At 62.1% G+C, this 14,624-nt stretch carries 20 protein-coding genes and 1 other RNA gene; 14 read left to right on the plus strand and 7 right to left on the minus strand.

The window, feature by feature from the left end; translation table 11 throughout:
- Positions 1–15 precede the first annotated feature (15 nt).
- On the minus strand, positions 16–528 hold the full coding sequence (locus tag QN222_RS28060) for an SspB family protein (RefSeq protein ID WP_283963388.1): 513 nt from the start codon (positions 526–528) through the stop codon (positions 16–18).
- A 163-nt stretch (positions 529–691) separates the two neighbouring features.
- Positions 692–1,054: a transfer-messenger RNA gene (gene ssrA / locus QN222_RS28065) on the minus strand.
- Positions 1,055–1,205: 151 nt separating this feature from the next.
- On the opposite strand from ssrA, the gene QN222_RS28070 reads away from it, so the two are divergent.
- Positions 1,206–1,514, plus strand: a complete 309-nt coding sequence (locus QN222_RS28070; RefSeq protein WP_283963361.1) for a DUF2853 family protein — start codon at positions 1,206–1,208, stop codon at positions 1,512–1,514.
- A 151-nt stretch (positions 1,515–1,665) separates the two neighbouring features.
- Here the strand turns inward: QN222_RS28070 and QN222_RS28075 are convergent, their stop codons facing one another.
- Positions 1,666–2,118 carry a DUF2267 domain-containing protein gene (locus QN222_RS28075; RefSeq protein ID WP_283963360.1) on the minus strand — a complete coding sequence of 151 codons (453 nt, stop codon included), beginning with the start codon at positions 2,116–2,118 and terminating at the stop codon, positions 1,666–1,668.
- Between the two features lie 226 nt (positions 2,119–2,344).
- Between QN222_RS28075 and QN222_RS28080 the strand changes: the two genes are divergently transcribed.
- The 12 genes from QN222_RS28080 to QN222_RS28135 all read left to right on the plus strand — a co-directional run bounded on the left by QN222_RS28080 (position 2,345) and on the right by QN222_RS28135 (position 11,249).
- Complete coding sequence (locus QN222_RS28080) at positions 2,345–2,551, plus strand: hypothetical protein (RefSeq protein WP_283963359.1); 207 nt, start codon at positions 2,345–2,347, stop codon at positions 2,549–2,551.
- Between the two features lie 9 nt (positions 2,552–2,560).
- Positions 2,561–2,803 (plus strand): hypothetical protein, encoded by a 243-nt coding sequence (locus tag QN222_RS28085; RefSeq protein ID WP_283963358.1) that lies wholly within the window; start codon positions 2,561–2,563, stop codon positions 2,801–2,803.
- A 47-nt stretch (positions 2,804–2,850) separates the two neighbouring features.
- The gene (locus QN222_RS28090) at positions 2,851–3,069 is read left to right on the plus strand and encodes a hypothetical protein (RefSeq protein ID WP_283963357.1); all 219 of its coding nucleotides are present in this window, start codon (positions 2,851–2,853) and stop codon (positions 3,067–3,069) included.
- 212 nt (positions 3,070–3,281) lie between these two features.
- Entirely contained in the window at positions 3,282–4,076 is a 795-nt protein-coding gene (locus tag QN222_RS28095) for a thymidylate synthase (RefSeq protein WP_283963356.1), read from the plus strand.
- A gap of 185 nt (positions 4,077–4,261) precedes the next feature.
- Positions 4,262–4,867: a glutathione S-transferase family protein gene (locus QN222_RS28100; protein ID WP_180938365.1), complete on the plus strand. Its 606-nt coding sequence runs from the start codon at positions 4,262–4,264 to the stop codon at positions 4,865–4,867.
- Complete coding sequence (locus QN222_RS28105; protein WP_283963355.1) at positions 4,860–5,408, plus strand: dihydrofolate reductase; 549 nt, start codon at positions 4,860–4,862, stop codon at positions 5,406–5,408. The genes QN222_RS28100 and QN222_RS28105 overlap by 8 nt, the downstream gene beginning before the upstream one ends.
- Before the next feature lie 253 nt (positions 5,409–5,661).
- A complete protein-coding gene (gene hflK / locus QN222_RS28110; protein WP_284005701.1) occupies positions 5,662–6,747 on the plus strand; it encodes an FtsH protease activity modulator HflK in 1,086 nt (361 codons plus the stop codon).
- On the plus strand, positions 6,744–7,676 hold the full coding sequence (locus QN222_RS28115) for a protease modulator HflC (protein WP_283965844.1): 933 nt from the start codon (positions 6,744–6,746) through the stop codon (positions 7,674–7,676). The genes hflK and QN222_RS28115 overlap by 4 nt, the downstream gene beginning before the upstream one ends.
- Before the next feature lie 7 nt (positions 7,677–7,683).
- Positions 7,684–7,869 (plus strand): DUF2065 domain-containing protein, encoded by a 186-nt coding sequence (locus QN222_RS28120; RefSeq protein ID WP_173509813.1) that lies wholly within the window; start codon positions 7,684–7,686, stop codon positions 7,867–7,869.
- Between the two features lie 6 nt (positions 7,870–7,875).
- On the plus strand, positions 7,876–8,262 hold the full coding sequence (locus QN222_RS28125) for an ACT domain-containing protein (RefSeq protein WP_283965845.1): 387 nt from the start codon (positions 7,876–7,878) through the stop codon (positions 8,260–8,262).
- Positions 8,263–8,508: 246 nt separating this feature from the next.
- Entirely contained in the window at positions 8,509–10,011 is a 1,503-nt protein-coding gene (locus QN222_RS28130) for a Do family serine endopeptidase (protein WP_283965846.1), read from the plus strand.
- Positions 10,012–10,334: 323 nt separating this feature from the next.
- The gene (locus QN222_RS28135; protein ID WP_283965847.1) at positions 10,335–11,249 is read left to right on the plus strand and encodes a LysR substrate-binding domain-containing protein; all 915 of its coding nucleotides are present in this window, start codon (positions 10,335–10,337) and stop codon (positions 11,247–11,249) included.
- Positions 11,250–11,358: 109 nt separating this feature from the next.
- Here QN222_RS28135 and QN222_RS28140 read toward each other — a convergent pair whose 3' ends face one another.
- Together QN222_RS28140 and serB are read right to left on the minus strand one after the other, a co-directional pair.
- The gene (locus QN222_RS28140; RefSeq protein WP_283965848.1) at positions 11,359–11,931 is read right to left on the minus strand and encodes a GNAT family N-acetyltransferase; all 573 of its coding nucleotides are present in this window, start codon (positions 11,929–11,931) and stop codon (positions 11,359–11,361) included.
- A complete protein-coding gene (serB, locus tag QN222_RS28145; protein WP_284005702.1) occupies positions 11,928–12,815 on the minus strand; it encodes a phosphoserine phosphatase SerB in 888 nt (295 codons plus the stop codon). Before serB ends, QN222_RS28140 begins: the two co-directional genes overlap by 4 nt.
- Between serB and miaA the strand changes: the two genes are divergently transcribed.
- Positions 12,814–13,725, plus strand: a complete 912-nt coding sequence (gene miaA / locus QN222_RS28150; RefSeq protein WP_283965518.1) for a tRNA (adenosine(37)-N6)-dimethylallyltransferase MiaA — start codon at positions 12,814–12,816, stop codon at positions 13,723–13,725. The genes serB and miaA overlap by 2 nt on opposite strands.
- A 9-nt stretch (positions 13,726–13,734) precedes the next feature.
- On the opposite strand, the gene QN222_RS28155 is transcribed toward miaA, so the two are convergent.
- Positions 13,735–14,166, minus strand: a complete 432-nt coding sequence (locus QN222_RS28155) for a nuclear transport factor 2 family protein (protein WP_283965517.1) — start codon at positions 14,164–14,166, stop codon at positions 13,735–13,737.
- A gap of 91 nt (positions 14,167–14,257) precedes the next feature.
- Complete coding sequence (locus QN222_RS28160) at positions 14,258–14,605, minus strand: hypothetical protein (RefSeq protein WP_283965516.1); 348 nt, start codon at positions 14,603–14,605, stop codon at positions 14,258–14,260.
- Positions 14,606–14,624: the final 19 nt, after the last annotated feature.

The following is a 14,624-nucleotide window of genomic DNA, read 5'->3' on the forward strand; positions in this document are numbered from 1 at the left end:
CCGCCTCCGTATCGATCAGTTCTTCTTGCGGAAGGAGTCGAGCGAGACGACCGAACCTCCGCCATTTTTCGGTTCGCCCGATTTCTCCGGGCTCTTCTCGGCAGGTTCGTTGCCGTCTTCGCCGGCCGGATACGCGGTGATCTCTGCCGAATCCTCTTCATCCTCGCTGGCGGCGACGTCGAACTCGAGCTCGAAATTGACCGACGGATCGTAGAAGCCGCGGACGGCGTTGAAGGGGATCACCAGCTTCTCTGGTGTGTCGGAGAAGGAGAGACCGATCTCGAAAGCCGCTTCGCTGACCTTCAGGTCCCAGAACTGGTGCTGCACGACGATCGTCATCTGTTCGGGATATTTCGCCTTGAGGTGCTGCGAGATGCGCACGCCGGGGGCGCCCGTCAGAAACGTGATGAAGAAGTGGTGGTCGCCGGGCAAATGACCCGTGGCTGCGACTTCGGCCAGCACCTTGCGAATGACGCCGCGAAGCGCGTCCTGCGCCAGAATGTCGTAGCGTATGTGGTCCTGGCCCATATGATCCCCGTCTTCCTTCGAACTCAACTGCTGCATGTTAAAGCGCCGCAGCATCTTTGTGTACCACAGCCGGTGTGCAGCACTGTACGACACTCCTTTGCCCCGTCCGCTTATGACGAGTCAATTATCAAGCATCTATAGACCATTTCGCGACAGGGGAGAAGGTGAAGGCTTCTGTTGCCAGGTGCCTTCGGACCCCGCCTTACGGTGCTACCCGGAAGGGCTTGATTTGAAGTGCCGCACCGCCGTTAGGCAGCGAGACGTGCTTCAGCATAGTTGTCGTTTGCAACTATAAGTTTAGCCCGATAACGGTGGTACAATGCCGAGCAAAAAGTCGATCTTTACGCCCTTGTCGATCCTATTTCGCCCCCATCAAAAGCCGGTCCGGATTTCCAGGCCGGTTTTTGGTGGAGGCGCCGGGTACCGCCCCCGGGTCCAATGGGTTTATTTCATCGCCCGTTTATTGCCATAGCCGCCCGAAGACGGCACGAGTGATATAGGTCTTTCCGCTGCTCAAGAAAAGGGGCCACGAAGGCGAATGTGACGGATATATTTATCCCCGATGCGGCTGGCACGGAAACGCCTTGACATACCCGATGAGCGTGAAAAACTCCGGCTGCTGCACGCAGCTCGCGAAACGGGCGGCAGCTTGAGAGCAAGTGCAAATTGGAGGCATCATGACCGATTATCTCGCAGACGTGCAGAAATACGACAGCGGCGCCGACGAAGCAGTTGTCAACAAGATCGTGCGCCATCTCGGCATCGCTCTTCGCAATAAGGATTCCGCCCTTGTTTCGGCCACGGACCCGAAGGAGCTCGAGCGCGTGAAGGAAAAGTGGTGCGAGAAGAAGCTCGGCGTCGGCGGCGCGGACGCGGATGCGGCAATCGCGGCCACGGCCAAGGCGATGGCGGACGACCGCTCCAAGTCGCGAGTCACGTTTTACTATCTGGTGGCCAAGAACCTCGGCAAGCTCCAGGCGCTCTGATCCGCAGGGTTTCGCGCCGTAGCGCCGCGCGGCCTTTCAGACGCGCGAAATTGCTACGCCTTTTCGTGATCCTGGCAGAGCAATCCAGGGTCACGAACGTCCTGATTTCCCTTATCCAGAGTGGTCAAGTTAAAGCCGCGGCGCTTCGGCGCTATGCCTGCTCCTTGGTACCGACGCTGTCCGGCCATAGGGCGCGGATTTCCTTCGGCAACGTGTCGCGCACCTTTGCCGACTGGCCGAGGTCGACGTGCCGTGCAAGAACCTGGAATACCGATTTCGTGGCTTCAGCGGGATTGACCGGCCGGCCGGGTTTCATCCCGTCCATGACGCACTCGAGAAATTCGTCGAGCGACCGCATCGCCCTTTCCGGCCGGTGGTTGGGACGGTATTGGTCGTAATAGGCGCCCCGCACGAGCAGCGGCAGTTCCGCGCCAAGATGGGCGGCCACTTCGGGAGGCAGCCTGTCGCGCAGCGTCCTCAGCACGACAGTCAATATGTGCCACGCCACTTTCCGGTCCGGGCCATGATGCTCCATGATCTCGCCGAGCCAGATATTGGTGGTTTGCAGGGTCTTGTCGAAAACATCGAGGCCTGTCGCACTCATGGTCATACCTCTCTCGCAGGATCGAACGTTCGATATCAATCTCAAAAGGATTAACCCCAGTCGGCCGCGTTTGTTTCGTCGCCGGCCCAGAAAAGCGCGGCCGACGCACTCCTATGCGTTCGACAATCGGAACAATCGCGGGCCCGCTGGGTTAGCCGATAGAGATGCCCGGCCGCACCCGGCTAGGGTGGGTGTGGGCTCGACCACAGAAATGTGAGGAAGTCTGATGACATCTTCCAAGCATCCGAAGACACGCCGCCCCAGCGACAAGGATCTCAAGCAGGACCCCGGCATCGGCCGGACCAAGGGCATCCGGGGACCATCCGACTATGAGATGCTGAAGCGCGGCAACACCATCGAAGGCGACGTCGCGAACGACACGACTACCCAGGGTGGTGCGAACCCGCGACAGCGCGGCCGGACGAACAAATAGGAGGAAGTAATGGTCGGCAAGAAGACGCACGAACAGCAACTGCGCGTGCTTCAGGGCCGCGAGAAGACGTCCAACGAAAGTAAGGATTTTGACGCCGAGGCGAAACTGCGCCGCTCGGAGGCCCTGAGAAAGGCCTATCGAAAGGGTGACAGCCTCGACACCGAGCATGCCGACGCGCGCGATGAGGACGAGCGCAGTATGACACGCGGAAAGAACCAGGAAAGCAGGCACCACCAGGGTGCAAAGAGCTGAAGCGAAGACTTTTCGCGCCCATCCGAGACATTGAAAGGAGACGAACCATGGCTCACGCCAGTCGCAAGCATGTCGGAAAGCCGGACAAAGGCAAGGGTTCGGGCAGCGGAGCACAGAGCGAAGTCAAAAGTGGTGTTCTTGGTGAGAACGATGTTCTGTCCAATCGGGACAAGAAGCAGCATTCCGATACACGCGGCCTTGATGAAAGAGCCGTGAGAAACGAGCAATACCAGGACCACGCCGCAAACCGTCGTCCTGCCAAATAAACCGTCGTCCTGCCAAATGAGCGCTGCCAAATGAGCGGGCGGGGCGGGGACACGGGAACGCTGAAGCCACGTCTGCCGCGTGCCTTGAAGTCGTCGCTTAGCGCGACGCGCTTATCACGGCATCAATTTGCGGGAAAACTCGTCTCAGCCATTGGTTCGCCGGAGGCTTCGTCCTATTTTGGGCGAAGCGAACGAATCGTCGGCGAAGAAGCATGCGGCAATATCTCGATCTCCTCGAACATGTGATGACAAGCGGAACCGACCGCGGCGACCGGACCGGAACCGGCACGCGTTCGGTCTTCGGCTACCAGATGCGCTTCGACCTATCGCAAGGCTTTCCGGTCCTGACCACCAAGAAGCTGCACCTGCGCTCGATCATCCACGAGCTCCTGTGGTTCCTCAAAGGCGAGACGAACATCGCCTATCTCAAGGAGCACGGCGTCAGCATCTGGGATGAGTGGGCGGACGAGAAGGGTGAACTCGGGCCGGTCTACGGCTACCAGTGGCGCTCCTGGCCAGCGCCCGAGGGTGGCCACATCGACCAGATCGCAGCACTCATCGAAGGCTTGAAGACCAATCCGAATTCCCGCCGCCATATCGTTTCGGCCTGGAATCCGGCGCTGGTCGACGAGATGGCGCTGCCGCCCTGCCATTGCCTGTTCCAGTTCTACGTGGCGGACGGCAAGCTCTCCTGCCAGCTTTACCAGCGCTCGGCCGACATCTTCCTCGGCGTGCCCTTCAACATCGCCTCCTATGCGCTGCTGACTTTGATGGTTGCGCAGGTGACGGGGCTGAAGCCGGGCGATTTCGTCCACACGCTTGGCGACGCACACATCTATCACAACCACTTCGAACAGGCGCGGCTGCAACTGGCGCGAACGCCGAAGCGGCTGCCGGAAATGCGCCTCAATTCGACCGTGAAGGACATATTTTCCTTTAAATTCGAGGACTTTACGCTCGTCGGCTACGAAGCGGATTCACATATCAAAGCGCCAGTCGCCGTCTAGATTGGGCGGAATGGCAGCTGCTTCCGGCCGCGTCCGAGATCGGTCGGCGCGGAGCCAGCTTCAAGTAACTTGCCTGAAGCGGCCTATACATTCTGAACGAGAAAGGAAGCTCCCTCCCGCGTTCCTGCGGGTGCGGGCGACGCTTCCGGAAAAGCGCCGCGAACCGGCGTAACAGGGAGGGTTCGATGCTGACGCTCATCCACGCGCCGCTGTCGCGCTCGTCGCGCATCATCTGGCTGCTCGAGGAAATCGGCGCCGAATACGAGATCCGCTATGTCAACATCCGCCGGTGGGATGGCTCGGGCGGGCCGGACGAGAACAATCCACATCCGCACAAGCAGGTGCCGGCACTTCTGCACAACGGCGCTGTGATCTGGGAGTCGGCCGCCGTCGTGCAATATCTGACAGACCTCCACCCGAACTGCAGTCTCGGCCGGCCGCCGGGTCATCCCGACCGCGGCGCCTATCTTTCCTGGCTCGCCTATTATGCCGGCGTCATCGAGCCGACGGCGCTTGCCCATATTTCCGGCGTGACCGTCAACAATCCGGCGCTCGCAAGACTCTACACCGAAATGTGCGCCCACGTGATCGGCGTCCTGAGCCGCCAGACCTACCTCCTCGGTGAGACCATGAGCGCGGCCGATCTCCTGCTGGCGAGCGCGCTTCAATGGATGCGCAAGATCTTGCCGGAAAGCGAGGTGATCGACCGTTACATTCGCGTCGTGACCGACCGGGCGGCCCTGCAGCGAGCGCGCGAGATCGACAGCAAGCCGAGTGGTTTCCATGACTGAAGCAAAGACTGAAACGGGCTCTGAACCGAAGATCGTGATCGTCGTCGCGGTCGCGACCAACGGGGTGATCGGACGCGAGGGTGACCTGCCGTGGCGGCTCTCGACCGATCTCAAGCGCTTCAAGGCGCTGACGATCGGCAAGCCGCTCGTGATGGGGCGGAAGACCTGGGCCTCGCTCGGGCGCCCGCTGCCGGGGCGAGCGAACATCGTCATCAGCCGCAACCGCGATTTCGAGGCGCAAGGGGCCGAGGTCGTTCCCTCGCTGGAGGCGGCGCTGGAACTGGCGCGCAGACATGCGGCGGCGGTCGGCGCAGACGAAATCTGCGTCATCGGCGGCGGGGAGATCTATCGCCAGTCGATCGCCGTCGCGGACGTGCTGCACGTGACGGAGGTGAAGGCCGAGGTCGATGGCGACACGCGTTTTCCGGTGATCGATCCGGCGGTCTTCGAGCGGGTGTTCGAGGAGGAGTTGCCGCGCGGCGAGAAGGACAGCCATGCGATGCATTTTGTGACCTGGCGGCGGCGGGAGACAGCGGGATGAGGTGGTTTTCCGCTCACATACCGCGCCGGGTCGAGAGGCCGGAATGAGGAAAAGTGCGAAGCGGTTTCCCGCTCGCATGTGGCGCTCACCTGTTCGTGTAGCGCGTCTCCCAACTATTTTAACCCATTTACGGTGAAGTCGGCCGTATCGCGTTGAAAGCAATGCATGTGATACCTATAACGGTTTCACATCGCGACCGCTTGCTCGTGCCTGCGGGTGGTCGGCGAGAGAGTTTTCTTGAAGAGAGGTTTTGATGCCCTGGAGCAATCAGAATGGCGGCGGCGGCCCATGGGGCGGCGGCGGCAATCAAGGGCCATGGGGCCAGGGGCCCAACCGGCCGCGAGGCGGGAGAGGTGGCCCGCCAGATCTCGAGGAGATCATCCGGCGCGGTCAGGACCAATTGAAGAATGTGGTTCCCGGGGGCTTCAATGGCGGTGTCTTCGTCATCGTCGGCCTTTTGATCGTCGGTTTCATCCTGCTCAACTCGATCTACACGGTCCAGCCGGACGAGCGCGGCGTCGAGATGCGCTTCGGCAGGCCGAAGGAAGAAATTTCGATGCCGGGCCTGCATTACCACTTCTGGCCGCTCGAAACGGTGGAGTTCGTCAAGGTCACGGAGCAGCAGCAGAATATCGGCGGACGCGCCACCGGCCAGTCCAATGCCGGGCTGATGCTCTCTGGCGACCAGAACATCGTCAACGTGCAGTTCTCGGTGCTGTTCTCGGTAACCGACCCGAAGGCCTATCTCTTCAACGTCGAGAACCCGTCCGACACGCTGCAGCAGGTGGCCGAAAGCGCAATGCGCGAGGTCGTCGGCCGGCGTCCGGCGCAGGACATTTTCCGCGACAACCGCCAGGCAATCGCCGCCGACGTGAAGAACACCATCCAGGCGACGATGGACAGTTACGGTGCCGGCGTTTCGGTGAATACGGTCGCAATCGAGGATGCCGCGCCTCCGCGTGAAGTCGCCGATGCGTTCGACGAGGTGCAGCGCGCCGAGCAGGACGAGGACCGCTTCGTCGAGGAAGCCAACCAGTACGCCAACCAGGTACTCGGCAAGGCGCGCGGCCAAGGCGCGCAGATCCGCGAAGAGGCGGCCGCCTACAAGGACCGCGTCGTCAAGGAAGCGCAGGGTGAGGCACAGCGCTTCATTTCGGTCCATGACGCCTATTCCAAGGCTCCGGACGTCACGCGCAGGCGGCTCTATCTCGAAACCATGCAGGATGTTTTCCGCAAGTCGAAGAAGGTCATTCTCGACGAGAAGAACGGGCAGGGCGTGCTGCCCTATCTGCCGCTCAACGAAATCGGCAGACCCGCGCAGTCGGGAGGTACCCAATGATAAACAATCGCAGTTCAATCATCCTGATCATCCTCGCGGCAGTGCTCGTCGTGATCTATTCGTCGGTTTTCGTGGTCACCGAGCGCCAGCAGGCGATTGTCGTGCGCTTCGGCGAGATCCGAGCCGTCAAGACCGAGCCTGGCCTCTACTTCAAGCTTCCCTTCGCCTTCATGGATGCCGACCGCGTGCAATTTGTCGAGGACCAGGCGCTTCGCTTCGATCTCGACAATATCCGCGTACAGGTCTCCGGCGGCAAGTTCTACGAGGTGGACGCTTTCGTGGTTTACAGGATCGCCGACGCCCGGCGTTTCCGCGAGACCGTTTCGGGCGACCGGGAGTCGGCCGAGGCGCGGCTCAGGACCCGTCTCGACGCATCGCTGCGCCGCGTCTACGGCCTGAGGGGGTTCGAGGCGGCACTTTCGGATGAACGCGCGTCGATGATGCGCGAAGTCCGGACAGACCTCCGGGCCGATGCCGAATCGCTCGGCCTCAACATCGAGGACGTGCGCATCCGCCGGACAGACCTGACGCAGGAGGTCTCGCAGCAAACCTTCGAGAGGATGAAGGCGGAGCGTCTGGCCGAGGCCGAGCTGATCCGCGCACGCGGTAACGAGGAAGGCCAGCGCCGCCGCGCGATCGCCGACCGTCAGGTCGTCGAGATCGTCGCGGAAGCCCAGCGTGATTCGGAAATCCTGCGAGGCGAGGGCGAAGCCGAGCGGGCCGGGATCTTTGCCGACGCCTTCACGCGCGATCCTGGCTTCTTCGACTTCTACCGCTCGATGGCGGCCTATTCCCAGTCCATCGGTAACCCGGATACAACCGTAGTGCTGTCGCCGCATTCGGAATTCTTCCGCTATTTCAACAGCGCGGACGGTGCGGCGTTGCCACAGCCGCCGACCGCGCCGGCGGCGCCTGCGACCGCAGATTGAGCGGATGATGTCCGATTTTCTGATTGGGTTTGGTTTCTTCCTGATCATCGAGGGGCTGGTGTACGCACTGGCCCCTTTGGTTTTGGTGGAATTGGCGAAGCGTTTGCCGTATGTCCCGGAACATCAGCTCCGACTGGCCGGACTCGTTTCGGTGGCGGCCGGCGTCGGACTTGTATGGTTGGTTCGAGGATAGTGCGAAATGCCACATAAACTGCTGATCCGGCTGGTCGATGCCGAATATGCCATTACCCGTCTGAACGTCGGGTCCGCGATACCGGAGTGGCTGCCGGGGCCGGGTTTCTGGACGGTGTCGAGCTCTCGCGAGGAAATGACGCTGGTCTGTCGCGCCGCCCGCGTACCGTCGAGTGTGCAGAGCTCGCTTGGATGGCGCTGCTTCCGCATCGAGCAGCATTTCAGCTTCGACGTGCCGGGCGTCCTGTCCTCGGTGCTGCGACCGCTTTCCGCAGCCGGCGTCGGCGTATTTGCCAATTCGACCTTCAGCACCGATTATGTCTTCGTGGCCGGCTCCGACCTTGAGAAGGCGCTGCAGGCGTTGAAGGATCACGGGCACGAGATCACCGGCTGAGCGCACGAAGGTGGCGCTGACCCGAGATGCCGGCCTCTGTCTTCGTGGAGCGGATCAGGAAATCGTGTTTGGACGCTCCGGAATTCCGCCGTATCTTCAAGGGAAGATCTGTGTGCGGACCCGTGCGAGCGGCGTATCGTGCAGTTGAAGGGAATCGATCACGCGGCGGTCCCGGATTGCGACAATCCATGAATTGCCACATTCCATGCCGGTGTGATCCAAGAGGAATAATAGGAGCCTAGCGACTTGTCGACACGACCAGAATTCTTCCGCGGCCTGGTGCTTGCGGCCGCGACGGCACTGCTTCTAAACAACACGGCGCTCGCCGAGACGGCAACGTCACGACCGGCGGCCGGGCCGCCATCCGTCGCCGACCTTGCCGAGGGACTGCTCGACGCCGTGGTCAACATTTCCATTTCCCAGAACGTCAAGAGCGATGATGACGACGCACCCATGCCGCAGGTGCCGGAGGGGTCGCCGCATCAGGAATTCTTCGACGAGTTCTTCAAGGGGCAGGGCGGGGAGAGTAACCGGCCGCGCACGGTCAATTCACTCGGTTCCGGTTTCATTATCGACCCGGCCGGCTTCATCGTCACCAACAACCATGTCATCCAGGACGCAGACGACATCGAGATCAACTTCTCGGATGGCTCCAAGCTGAAGGCGAAGCTGGTCGGCACGGATACCAAGACCGACCTGGCGCTGCTGAAGGTCGAGCCGAAGAAGCCGCTCAAGGCCGTTTCCTTCGGTGACTCGCGCAAGATCCGGATCGGCGACTGGGTGATGGTGGTTGGCAATCCGTTCGGTCTCGGCGTGTCGGTTTCGGTCGGCGTCGTTTCGGCGCGCGGGCGCAACATCAATGCCGGCCCCTATGACAGCTTCATCCAGACCGACGCGGCGATCAACCGCGGCAATTCGGGCGGTCCGCTGTTCAACATGCAGGGCGAGGTGATCGGCATCAATACCGCGATCCTTTCTCAGACCGGCATGTCGGTGGGCATCGGCTTCGCCGTGCCGACTGAACTGGCGATGAACGTCGTCAATCAGCTCAAGGAATTCGGCGAGACCCGACGCGGCTGGCTCGGCGTCCGCATTCAGCCGGTCACCGACGACATCGCCGAAAGCCTGAAGATGGAGAGGCCCCATGGTGCGCTGGTCTCCGGCATCATCGAAGGCGGGCCGATCGCCAAGGGCGAGATCAAGGCAGGCGATATCATCACCCGGTTCGATGGGACGGATGTCGCGGAGATCCGCGACCTGATGCGCGCGGTCGGCGAGAGCCCGGTCGGCAAGAAGGTCGATGTGGTCATCATTCGCGACGGCAAGGAGCAGACGGTTCACGTCACGCTCGGCCGGCTGGAGGATGGCGAGCATCTTGCAGACGTGCAGCCCAACCAGAACGGCGAGGGCGCAAAGCCTAACGAGCCGCCCGCCGCCCAACTGCCGGCGAGCGACGTTGTACTCGGCATGAAGCTCGCTGTGCTCGACGCCGATCACCGCAAGAGCTTCGGTATTGCCGAGAATGTCGACGGCGTGGTGGTGACCGAGGTGCAGCCGAATTCCGTCGCGGCCGAACGCCGGGTGGCGGTCGGCGACGTCATCGTCGAGGTCGGGCAGGAGGCAATGGACACGCCGGAGGATGTTTCGGCGCGGGTCGAGAAACTGAAGAGCGATGGGCGGCGCAACGCGCTTCTGATGATCGCCAACAAGACCGGCGAATTGCGCTTCGTCACCGTGCGGGTGGAATAGCGCAAGCAAGGCCGGCGTTTCAGGCTGAAGCGCAGACAGACCGATGTGAGCGGCCGGCGATGCGACGCCTTGTCGGCATTCTTGGGTCACATCAGCCGATGCTTGCCCTTGCATGACCGCGGTGCTGGCTGGAAGGTCAGCAGACGGATGGCGGCGAGGATTATTTCGAAGACCTCGTGCATGGCCTTGTCCTCCTTCCGATGAAGCGGGCTGCGAGCCGGTATCCGCCCTCGCATGTGTCCTTTGCTGAGTTTGATTTCAGCGCACTTGCCGCCCCTCCTCAAACGAGTTTACAGTCGGTCTCGGATGACTTGAGGTTATGTATGAAACGCGGCCGGCTGCCCCTGACGGCGTTGCGGAGCTTCGAGGCGGCTGGACGGCTCGGAAGCTTTACCGAGGCTGCCGTGGAGCTTTTCGTCTCGCAGGCGGCGATCAGCCGTCAGATCCGCGATCTCGAAGGCCTGATCGGCAAGCCACTGTTCGAGCGGCATCATCGCAGCGTGAGCCTGACGGCGGATGGCGAGGCGCTGCTCACGGTATTGACGCATTCCTTCGACCGGATAGGCGAAAGCCTCGATGCGCTTTCCGGTGCGAAACGGGCCGGAACGCTGACGGTGAGCGCCGAGCCTTCCTTCGCCGGCTGCTGGCTCGTCCCGCATCTCGCGCAGTTTCAGGCGGAAAACCCCGAAGTCGACCTCGTCATAGACGCCGATCCCCGGCTCGTTGAACTTCGCGGCCACGATGTCGACATTGCCATTCGGCACAGCGCCAAGGTCACCTCATGGCCTCGTGTCGAGGCCAGGCATCTTGGTGATGTCGAGATGATCGCGGTGATGGCGCCGTCACTCGCGCCTCGGCCGCTGCGCGAACCGCTGGATCTCTTGCGGTACGGCCTTCTGCACGAGGACACCAGGGGGCTCTGGGAGCAATGGTTCGCTGCTGCCGGGGCGGGACAAGTGCGGGTCGAGCGCGGCGCGATTTTCGCCGACGGGGCACTTGTGCTTCAAGCGGCGCTCCGCGGTCACGGTGTCGCGCTCATGGATCGCGATCATGTGCGCGACGATCTCAACGCCGGGCGTCTCGTCCAGGCTTTTGACCTTTCCATTCGCTATGGTGCCTTCTGGCTGGTTGCGCGGCGGTTCGATGCGCTCTCCGAACCCGCCAGACGTTTCGTCGCGTGGATCGAGCGCTGTTATCCCGGTCGGCTTCGGAAAGGCGATGCGGGGAACGGCGTTTGACCGGGCGCCTAGATCATTTCATTGTTTCATGGAAACACTGAAATGATCTAACTCGTTGAAACTACGCAATTCCGGACGGAAACCGCTACACACTTTTCCTGGAATTGCTCTAACCCTGCGCCGGAACGCCGCGCGCCCAATCATCCGCCGTGATCGCGTAAAGCACGTGGTGCTTCAGATGCGCATGCGTGTCGGGCACGCGCGGGTGGTCGAAGTCGCGGTTCGGGTCCGGCCGCATGCCGAGCCGTTTCATCACCGCGGTGGAGCGGGCGTTCGCGGGCACGGCGAAGGAAACGATTTCGCCGAGGCGTCGTTCGGTGAAGCCGTAGTCGAGGAGTGCTGCTGCCGCCTCGGTCACATAGCCCTTGCCCCAGAAGGGCGGGGCGAGCCGCCATCCGATCTCGATCGTCCCGTTCGGCAGATGCGGCTCCAGATCGGTAAGCGCCAGGCCGCAGAAACCGATCGGGATGTCGCTGTCGCGCAATGCAAGGGCAAAGAAGCCGAAGCCGGTTTCGCTGATGCCACGGCCGATGCGATCGAACAGCGCATCGGATTCCGCGCGGTTGCGGCGGAAGGCGAAGAATTCCATGACCTTCGGATGGCTGTTGATCTCGGCAAAGAGGTCGCGATCGGTCTCGTTCCAGCCACGAATGCGCAGCCTGTCGGTTTCTCGAATGATCACACCACGAAGTCCGTCTTGCGATAGCCCTGGAGGTAGAGAAGGGCCGTCAGGTCGCCGTGGTCGATGCGGATCTTCGCCTGTTCGGCGACCACGGGTTTCGCATGCAGCGCGACCCCGGTGCCGGCAAGCTGCAGCATGCCGAGGTCGTTGGCGCCGTCACCGACGGCAATCACCTCGGCGGTCGAAATTCCGAGCCTGCCGGAGATGTCGATGAGCGCGTCGACCTTGGCCTGCTTGCCGAGGATCGGATGGGCGACCTCGCCGGTGAGCGTGCCATCCTTCTCGATCAGCACGTTGGCGCGGTTCTCATCAAAGCCGAGTTTTGCCGCGATCGGCCCGGTGAAGACGGTGAAGCCACCGGAGACCAGGGCGGTATAGTAGCCCTTGGCCTTCATGGTCGCGATCAGCTCTTTGCCGCCGGGCGTCAGCGTGATGCGCTTGGCGATCACCTCGTCGATGACGCTGCCGGGAAGGCCCTTCAAGAGTGCCACGCGCTCGATCAGCGCCGGCTCGAAGGCGATCTCGCCGTTCATGGCGCGGGCGGTGATCCCCGCAACTTTTTCCTTGAGACCCACTTCGGCGGCAAGCTCGTCGATGCATTCCTGGCCGATCATGGTCGAATCCATGTCGGCGATCAGGAACTTCTTGCGGCGGCTTTCGGCATCCTGCACCGCGACATCGATCGCTAGGCCGTTCACCTCGGCGCGCAACCGCGCTTCGGAGGCGTCCGGATCGGTGCCGTCCGTAAGCGCGATGTCGCAGGCGACGCCGTCCGCCAGCCAGTAGACCCCGGATGCGTTTACGGCGCTCGCCGCCGCTTCCGCCAGCGCAGGCGTCAGAACAGGATTTGACGGATTGGCGATAAGCGTGGCAACGAGAGCCATGATCAAGAACCTTGAAAGAGAAACGGACGCGATCCTGATAACCGGGCCGACCGCCAGCGGCAAGTCCGCGCTTGCGGTGGAACTCGCGCGCCGGCACGGCGGCGTGGTGATCAATGCCGACAGCATGCAGGTCTACGACACGCTGAAGATCCTGACCGCCCGGCCGGACGAGGCGGAGATGGGCGGGATAGAGCATTTTCTCTACGGCCATGTGCCGGCTGGAGCGGCCTATTCGACGGGCGCGTGGCTGCGCGAGGCGGAGGTCCTTGTCGCCCGGTTGCGCGAGGAGGGGCGGCTGCCGGTCTTCGTCGGCGGCACCGGGCTTTATTTCAAGGCGCTGACGGGCGGGCTTTCCGATATGCCGGAGATACCGGCAGCGATCCGCGAGACGTTGCGCGCGCGGCTGAAGGAGCAGGGGGCGGAGGCGCTTCATGCGGAGCTTGCCGCACGAGACCCGCAAACCGCCACGCAATTGCGGCCGGGCGACGGGCAGCGGATCGTTCGCGCGCTCGAGGTGATCGAAGCGACCGGCAAGCCGATCCACCTCTTCCAGCAGAGCCGTGGCCCCATGATCGTCGATCCCGACAGGGCGCAAAAAATCGTCGTGTTGCCGGATCGTGCCGTCCTGCACAGCCGCATCGACCGCCGCTTCGAGACCATGCTTGAGCGCGGGGCAGTCGACGAGGTGCGTGCGTTGCTTGCGCTAGACCTCTCGCCCGACATGCCGGTGATGAAGGCGATCGGGGTTCAGCAGATCGCTGCAATGCTCAGGGGCGAGATCGGCGAGGCCGAAGTGATCGCGACCGGGGCCGCCGCTACGCGGCAATACGCCAAGCGCCAGATGACCTGGTTCCGCAACCAGCTCGACGACAGCTGGCAGCGGATCGAAGGGCCGGAGAGCCTACTGTAAAATTGGTGATCAGCCGATTCCGTGTTCCTTCAACACGGCTTCCTCGTCGCCGCTGATCCAGCCGAAGATCTTCGGCTCGTCGTTGCGGACCTGAACCAGATAGTGGACCTCGAAATCGATGGTGACGTCAGGTCCGTCCGGCACGTCGTAGGTGGAGCGCCAGTCGATCCTGACGAGGAAATGCTGGCTATCGATCGGCGTGATGGTGGTGTTGCGGATCTTCAACTCCTTGGTGCCGATCGCGCGATAGCGGGCATAGCCCCTCGCCATCGAGACCTTCAGGCTGTCGTCGTTCTTGCCGGCAAGCACGCCTGCGGGCGAAGCGGCGATGAACTCGGAGGCGAAAGCGAAGGCCGTCTCGCCGACATCCATTTCGGCGGCAAGCACACGATTGGCCATGGTTTCGTATCGTGCGAAGAAGCGTCGGAGGATCTCTTCCATGATACCGGTCCTGAATTTTGTTCGAACGGCTTGAATGAAAACGCACGCTCGTGCCGTGCGGTTCCTATGACGTGCCGGCAGTGCTGGCCCATCAGCCGATTGCCGTCTGCTGGTGCTGCACGAGTTTCCAACCCACTCCGGTATCGCAATAGGTCGAGGTGCAGTAGGCAGCGTAGGGCTTTCTATCCGCGCGATGACCTTCGGCGCGATATGCCAGAACCACGCAGCCATGCGCCGGGCGGCCGATCATTCTATCGGTGATGACCACACGATCCCATCGCGGTGCGCCCTCCAGGCTGTCGATGATCGAGGCGCCCTGCACGAGGCCTACCGGAGCAGGAAACGCCATGATGCATTGCTTATCGACCAGCTTCCGATAGCTGTCCGGGCCTTCGAGCCAAAGCCTTTGTTCCGTCTCCCAAGCGTGGGCGTCGTCCATGACCACCTCCGTCGAATTC

It is taken from the genome of Sinorhizobium sp. 6-70 (genome assembly GCF_030124375.1).
GTDB lineage: Bacteria > Pseudomonadota > Alphaproteobacteria > Rhizobiales > Rhizobiaceae > Sinorhizobium.

Coding starts and splice junctions, on each gene's coding strand:
- QN222_RS28060 (WP_283963388.1), bottom strand. CDS start 528: ATGGGCCAGGACCACATACGCTACGACATTCTGGCGCAGGACGCGCTT.
- QN222_RS28070 (WP_283963361.1), top strand. CDS start 1,206: ATGACCGATTATCTCGCAGACGTGCAGAAATACGACAGCGGCGCCGAC.
- QN222_RS28075 (WP_283963360.1), bottom strand. CDS start 2,118: ATGAGTGCGACAGGCCTCGATGTTTTCGACAAGACCCTGCAAACCACC.
- QN222_RS28080 (WP_283963359.1), top strand. CDS start 2,345: ATGACATCTTCCAAGCATCCGAAGACACGCCGCCCCAGCGACAAGGAT.
- QN222_RS28085 (WP_283963358.1), top strand. CDS start 2,561: ATGGTCGGCAAGAAGACGCACGAACAGCAACTGCGCGTGCTTCAGGGC.
- QN222_RS28090 (WP_283963357.1), top strand. CDS start 2,851: ATGGCTCACGCCAGTCGCAAGCATGTCGGAAAGCCGGACAAAGGCAAG.
- QN222_RS28095 (WP_283963356.1), top strand. CDS start 3,282: ATGCGGCAATATCTCGATCTCCTCGAACATGTGATGACAAGCGGAACC.
- QN222_RS28100 (WP_180938365.1), top strand. CDS start 4,262: ATGCTGACGCTCATCCACGCGCCGCTGTCGCGCTCGTCGCGCATCATC.
- QN222_RS28105 (WP_283963355.1), top strand. CDS start 4,860: ATGACTGAAGCAAAGACTGAAACGGGCTCTGAACCGAAGATCGTGATC.
- hflK (WP_284005701.1), top strand. CDS start 5,662: ATGCCCTGGAGCAATCAGAATGGCGGCGGCGGCCCATGGGGCGGCGGC.
- QN222_RS28115 (WP_283965844.1), top strand. CDS start 6,744: ATGATAAACAATCGCAGTTCAATCATCCTGATCATCCTCGCGGCAGTG.
- QN222_RS28120 (WP_173509813.1), top strand. CDS start 7,684: ATGTCCGATTTTCTGATTGGGTTTGGTTTCTTCCTGATCATCGAGGGG.
- QN222_RS28125 (WP_283965845.1), top strand. CDS start 7,876: ATGCCACATAAACTGCTGATCCGGCTGGTCGATGCCGAATATGCCATT.
- QN222_RS28135 (WP_283965847.1), top strand. CDS start 10,335: ATGAAACGCGGCCGGCTGCCCCTGACGGCGTTGCGGAGCTTCGAGGCG.
- miaA (WP_283965518.1), top strand. CDS start 12,814: ATGATCAAGAACCTTGAAAGAGAAACGGACGCGATCCTGATAACCGGG.
- serB (WP_284005702.1), bottom strand. CDS start 12,815: ATGGCTCTCGTTGCCACGCTTATCGCCAATCCGTCAAATCCTGTTCTG.
- QN222_RS28155 (WP_283965517.1), bottom strand. CDS start 14,166: ATGGAAGAGATCCTCCGACGCTTCTTCGCACGATACGAAACCATGGCC.
- QN222_RS28160 (WP_283965516.1), bottom strand. CDS start 14,605: ATGGACGACGCCCACGCTTGGGAGACGGAACAAAGGCTTTGGCTCGAA.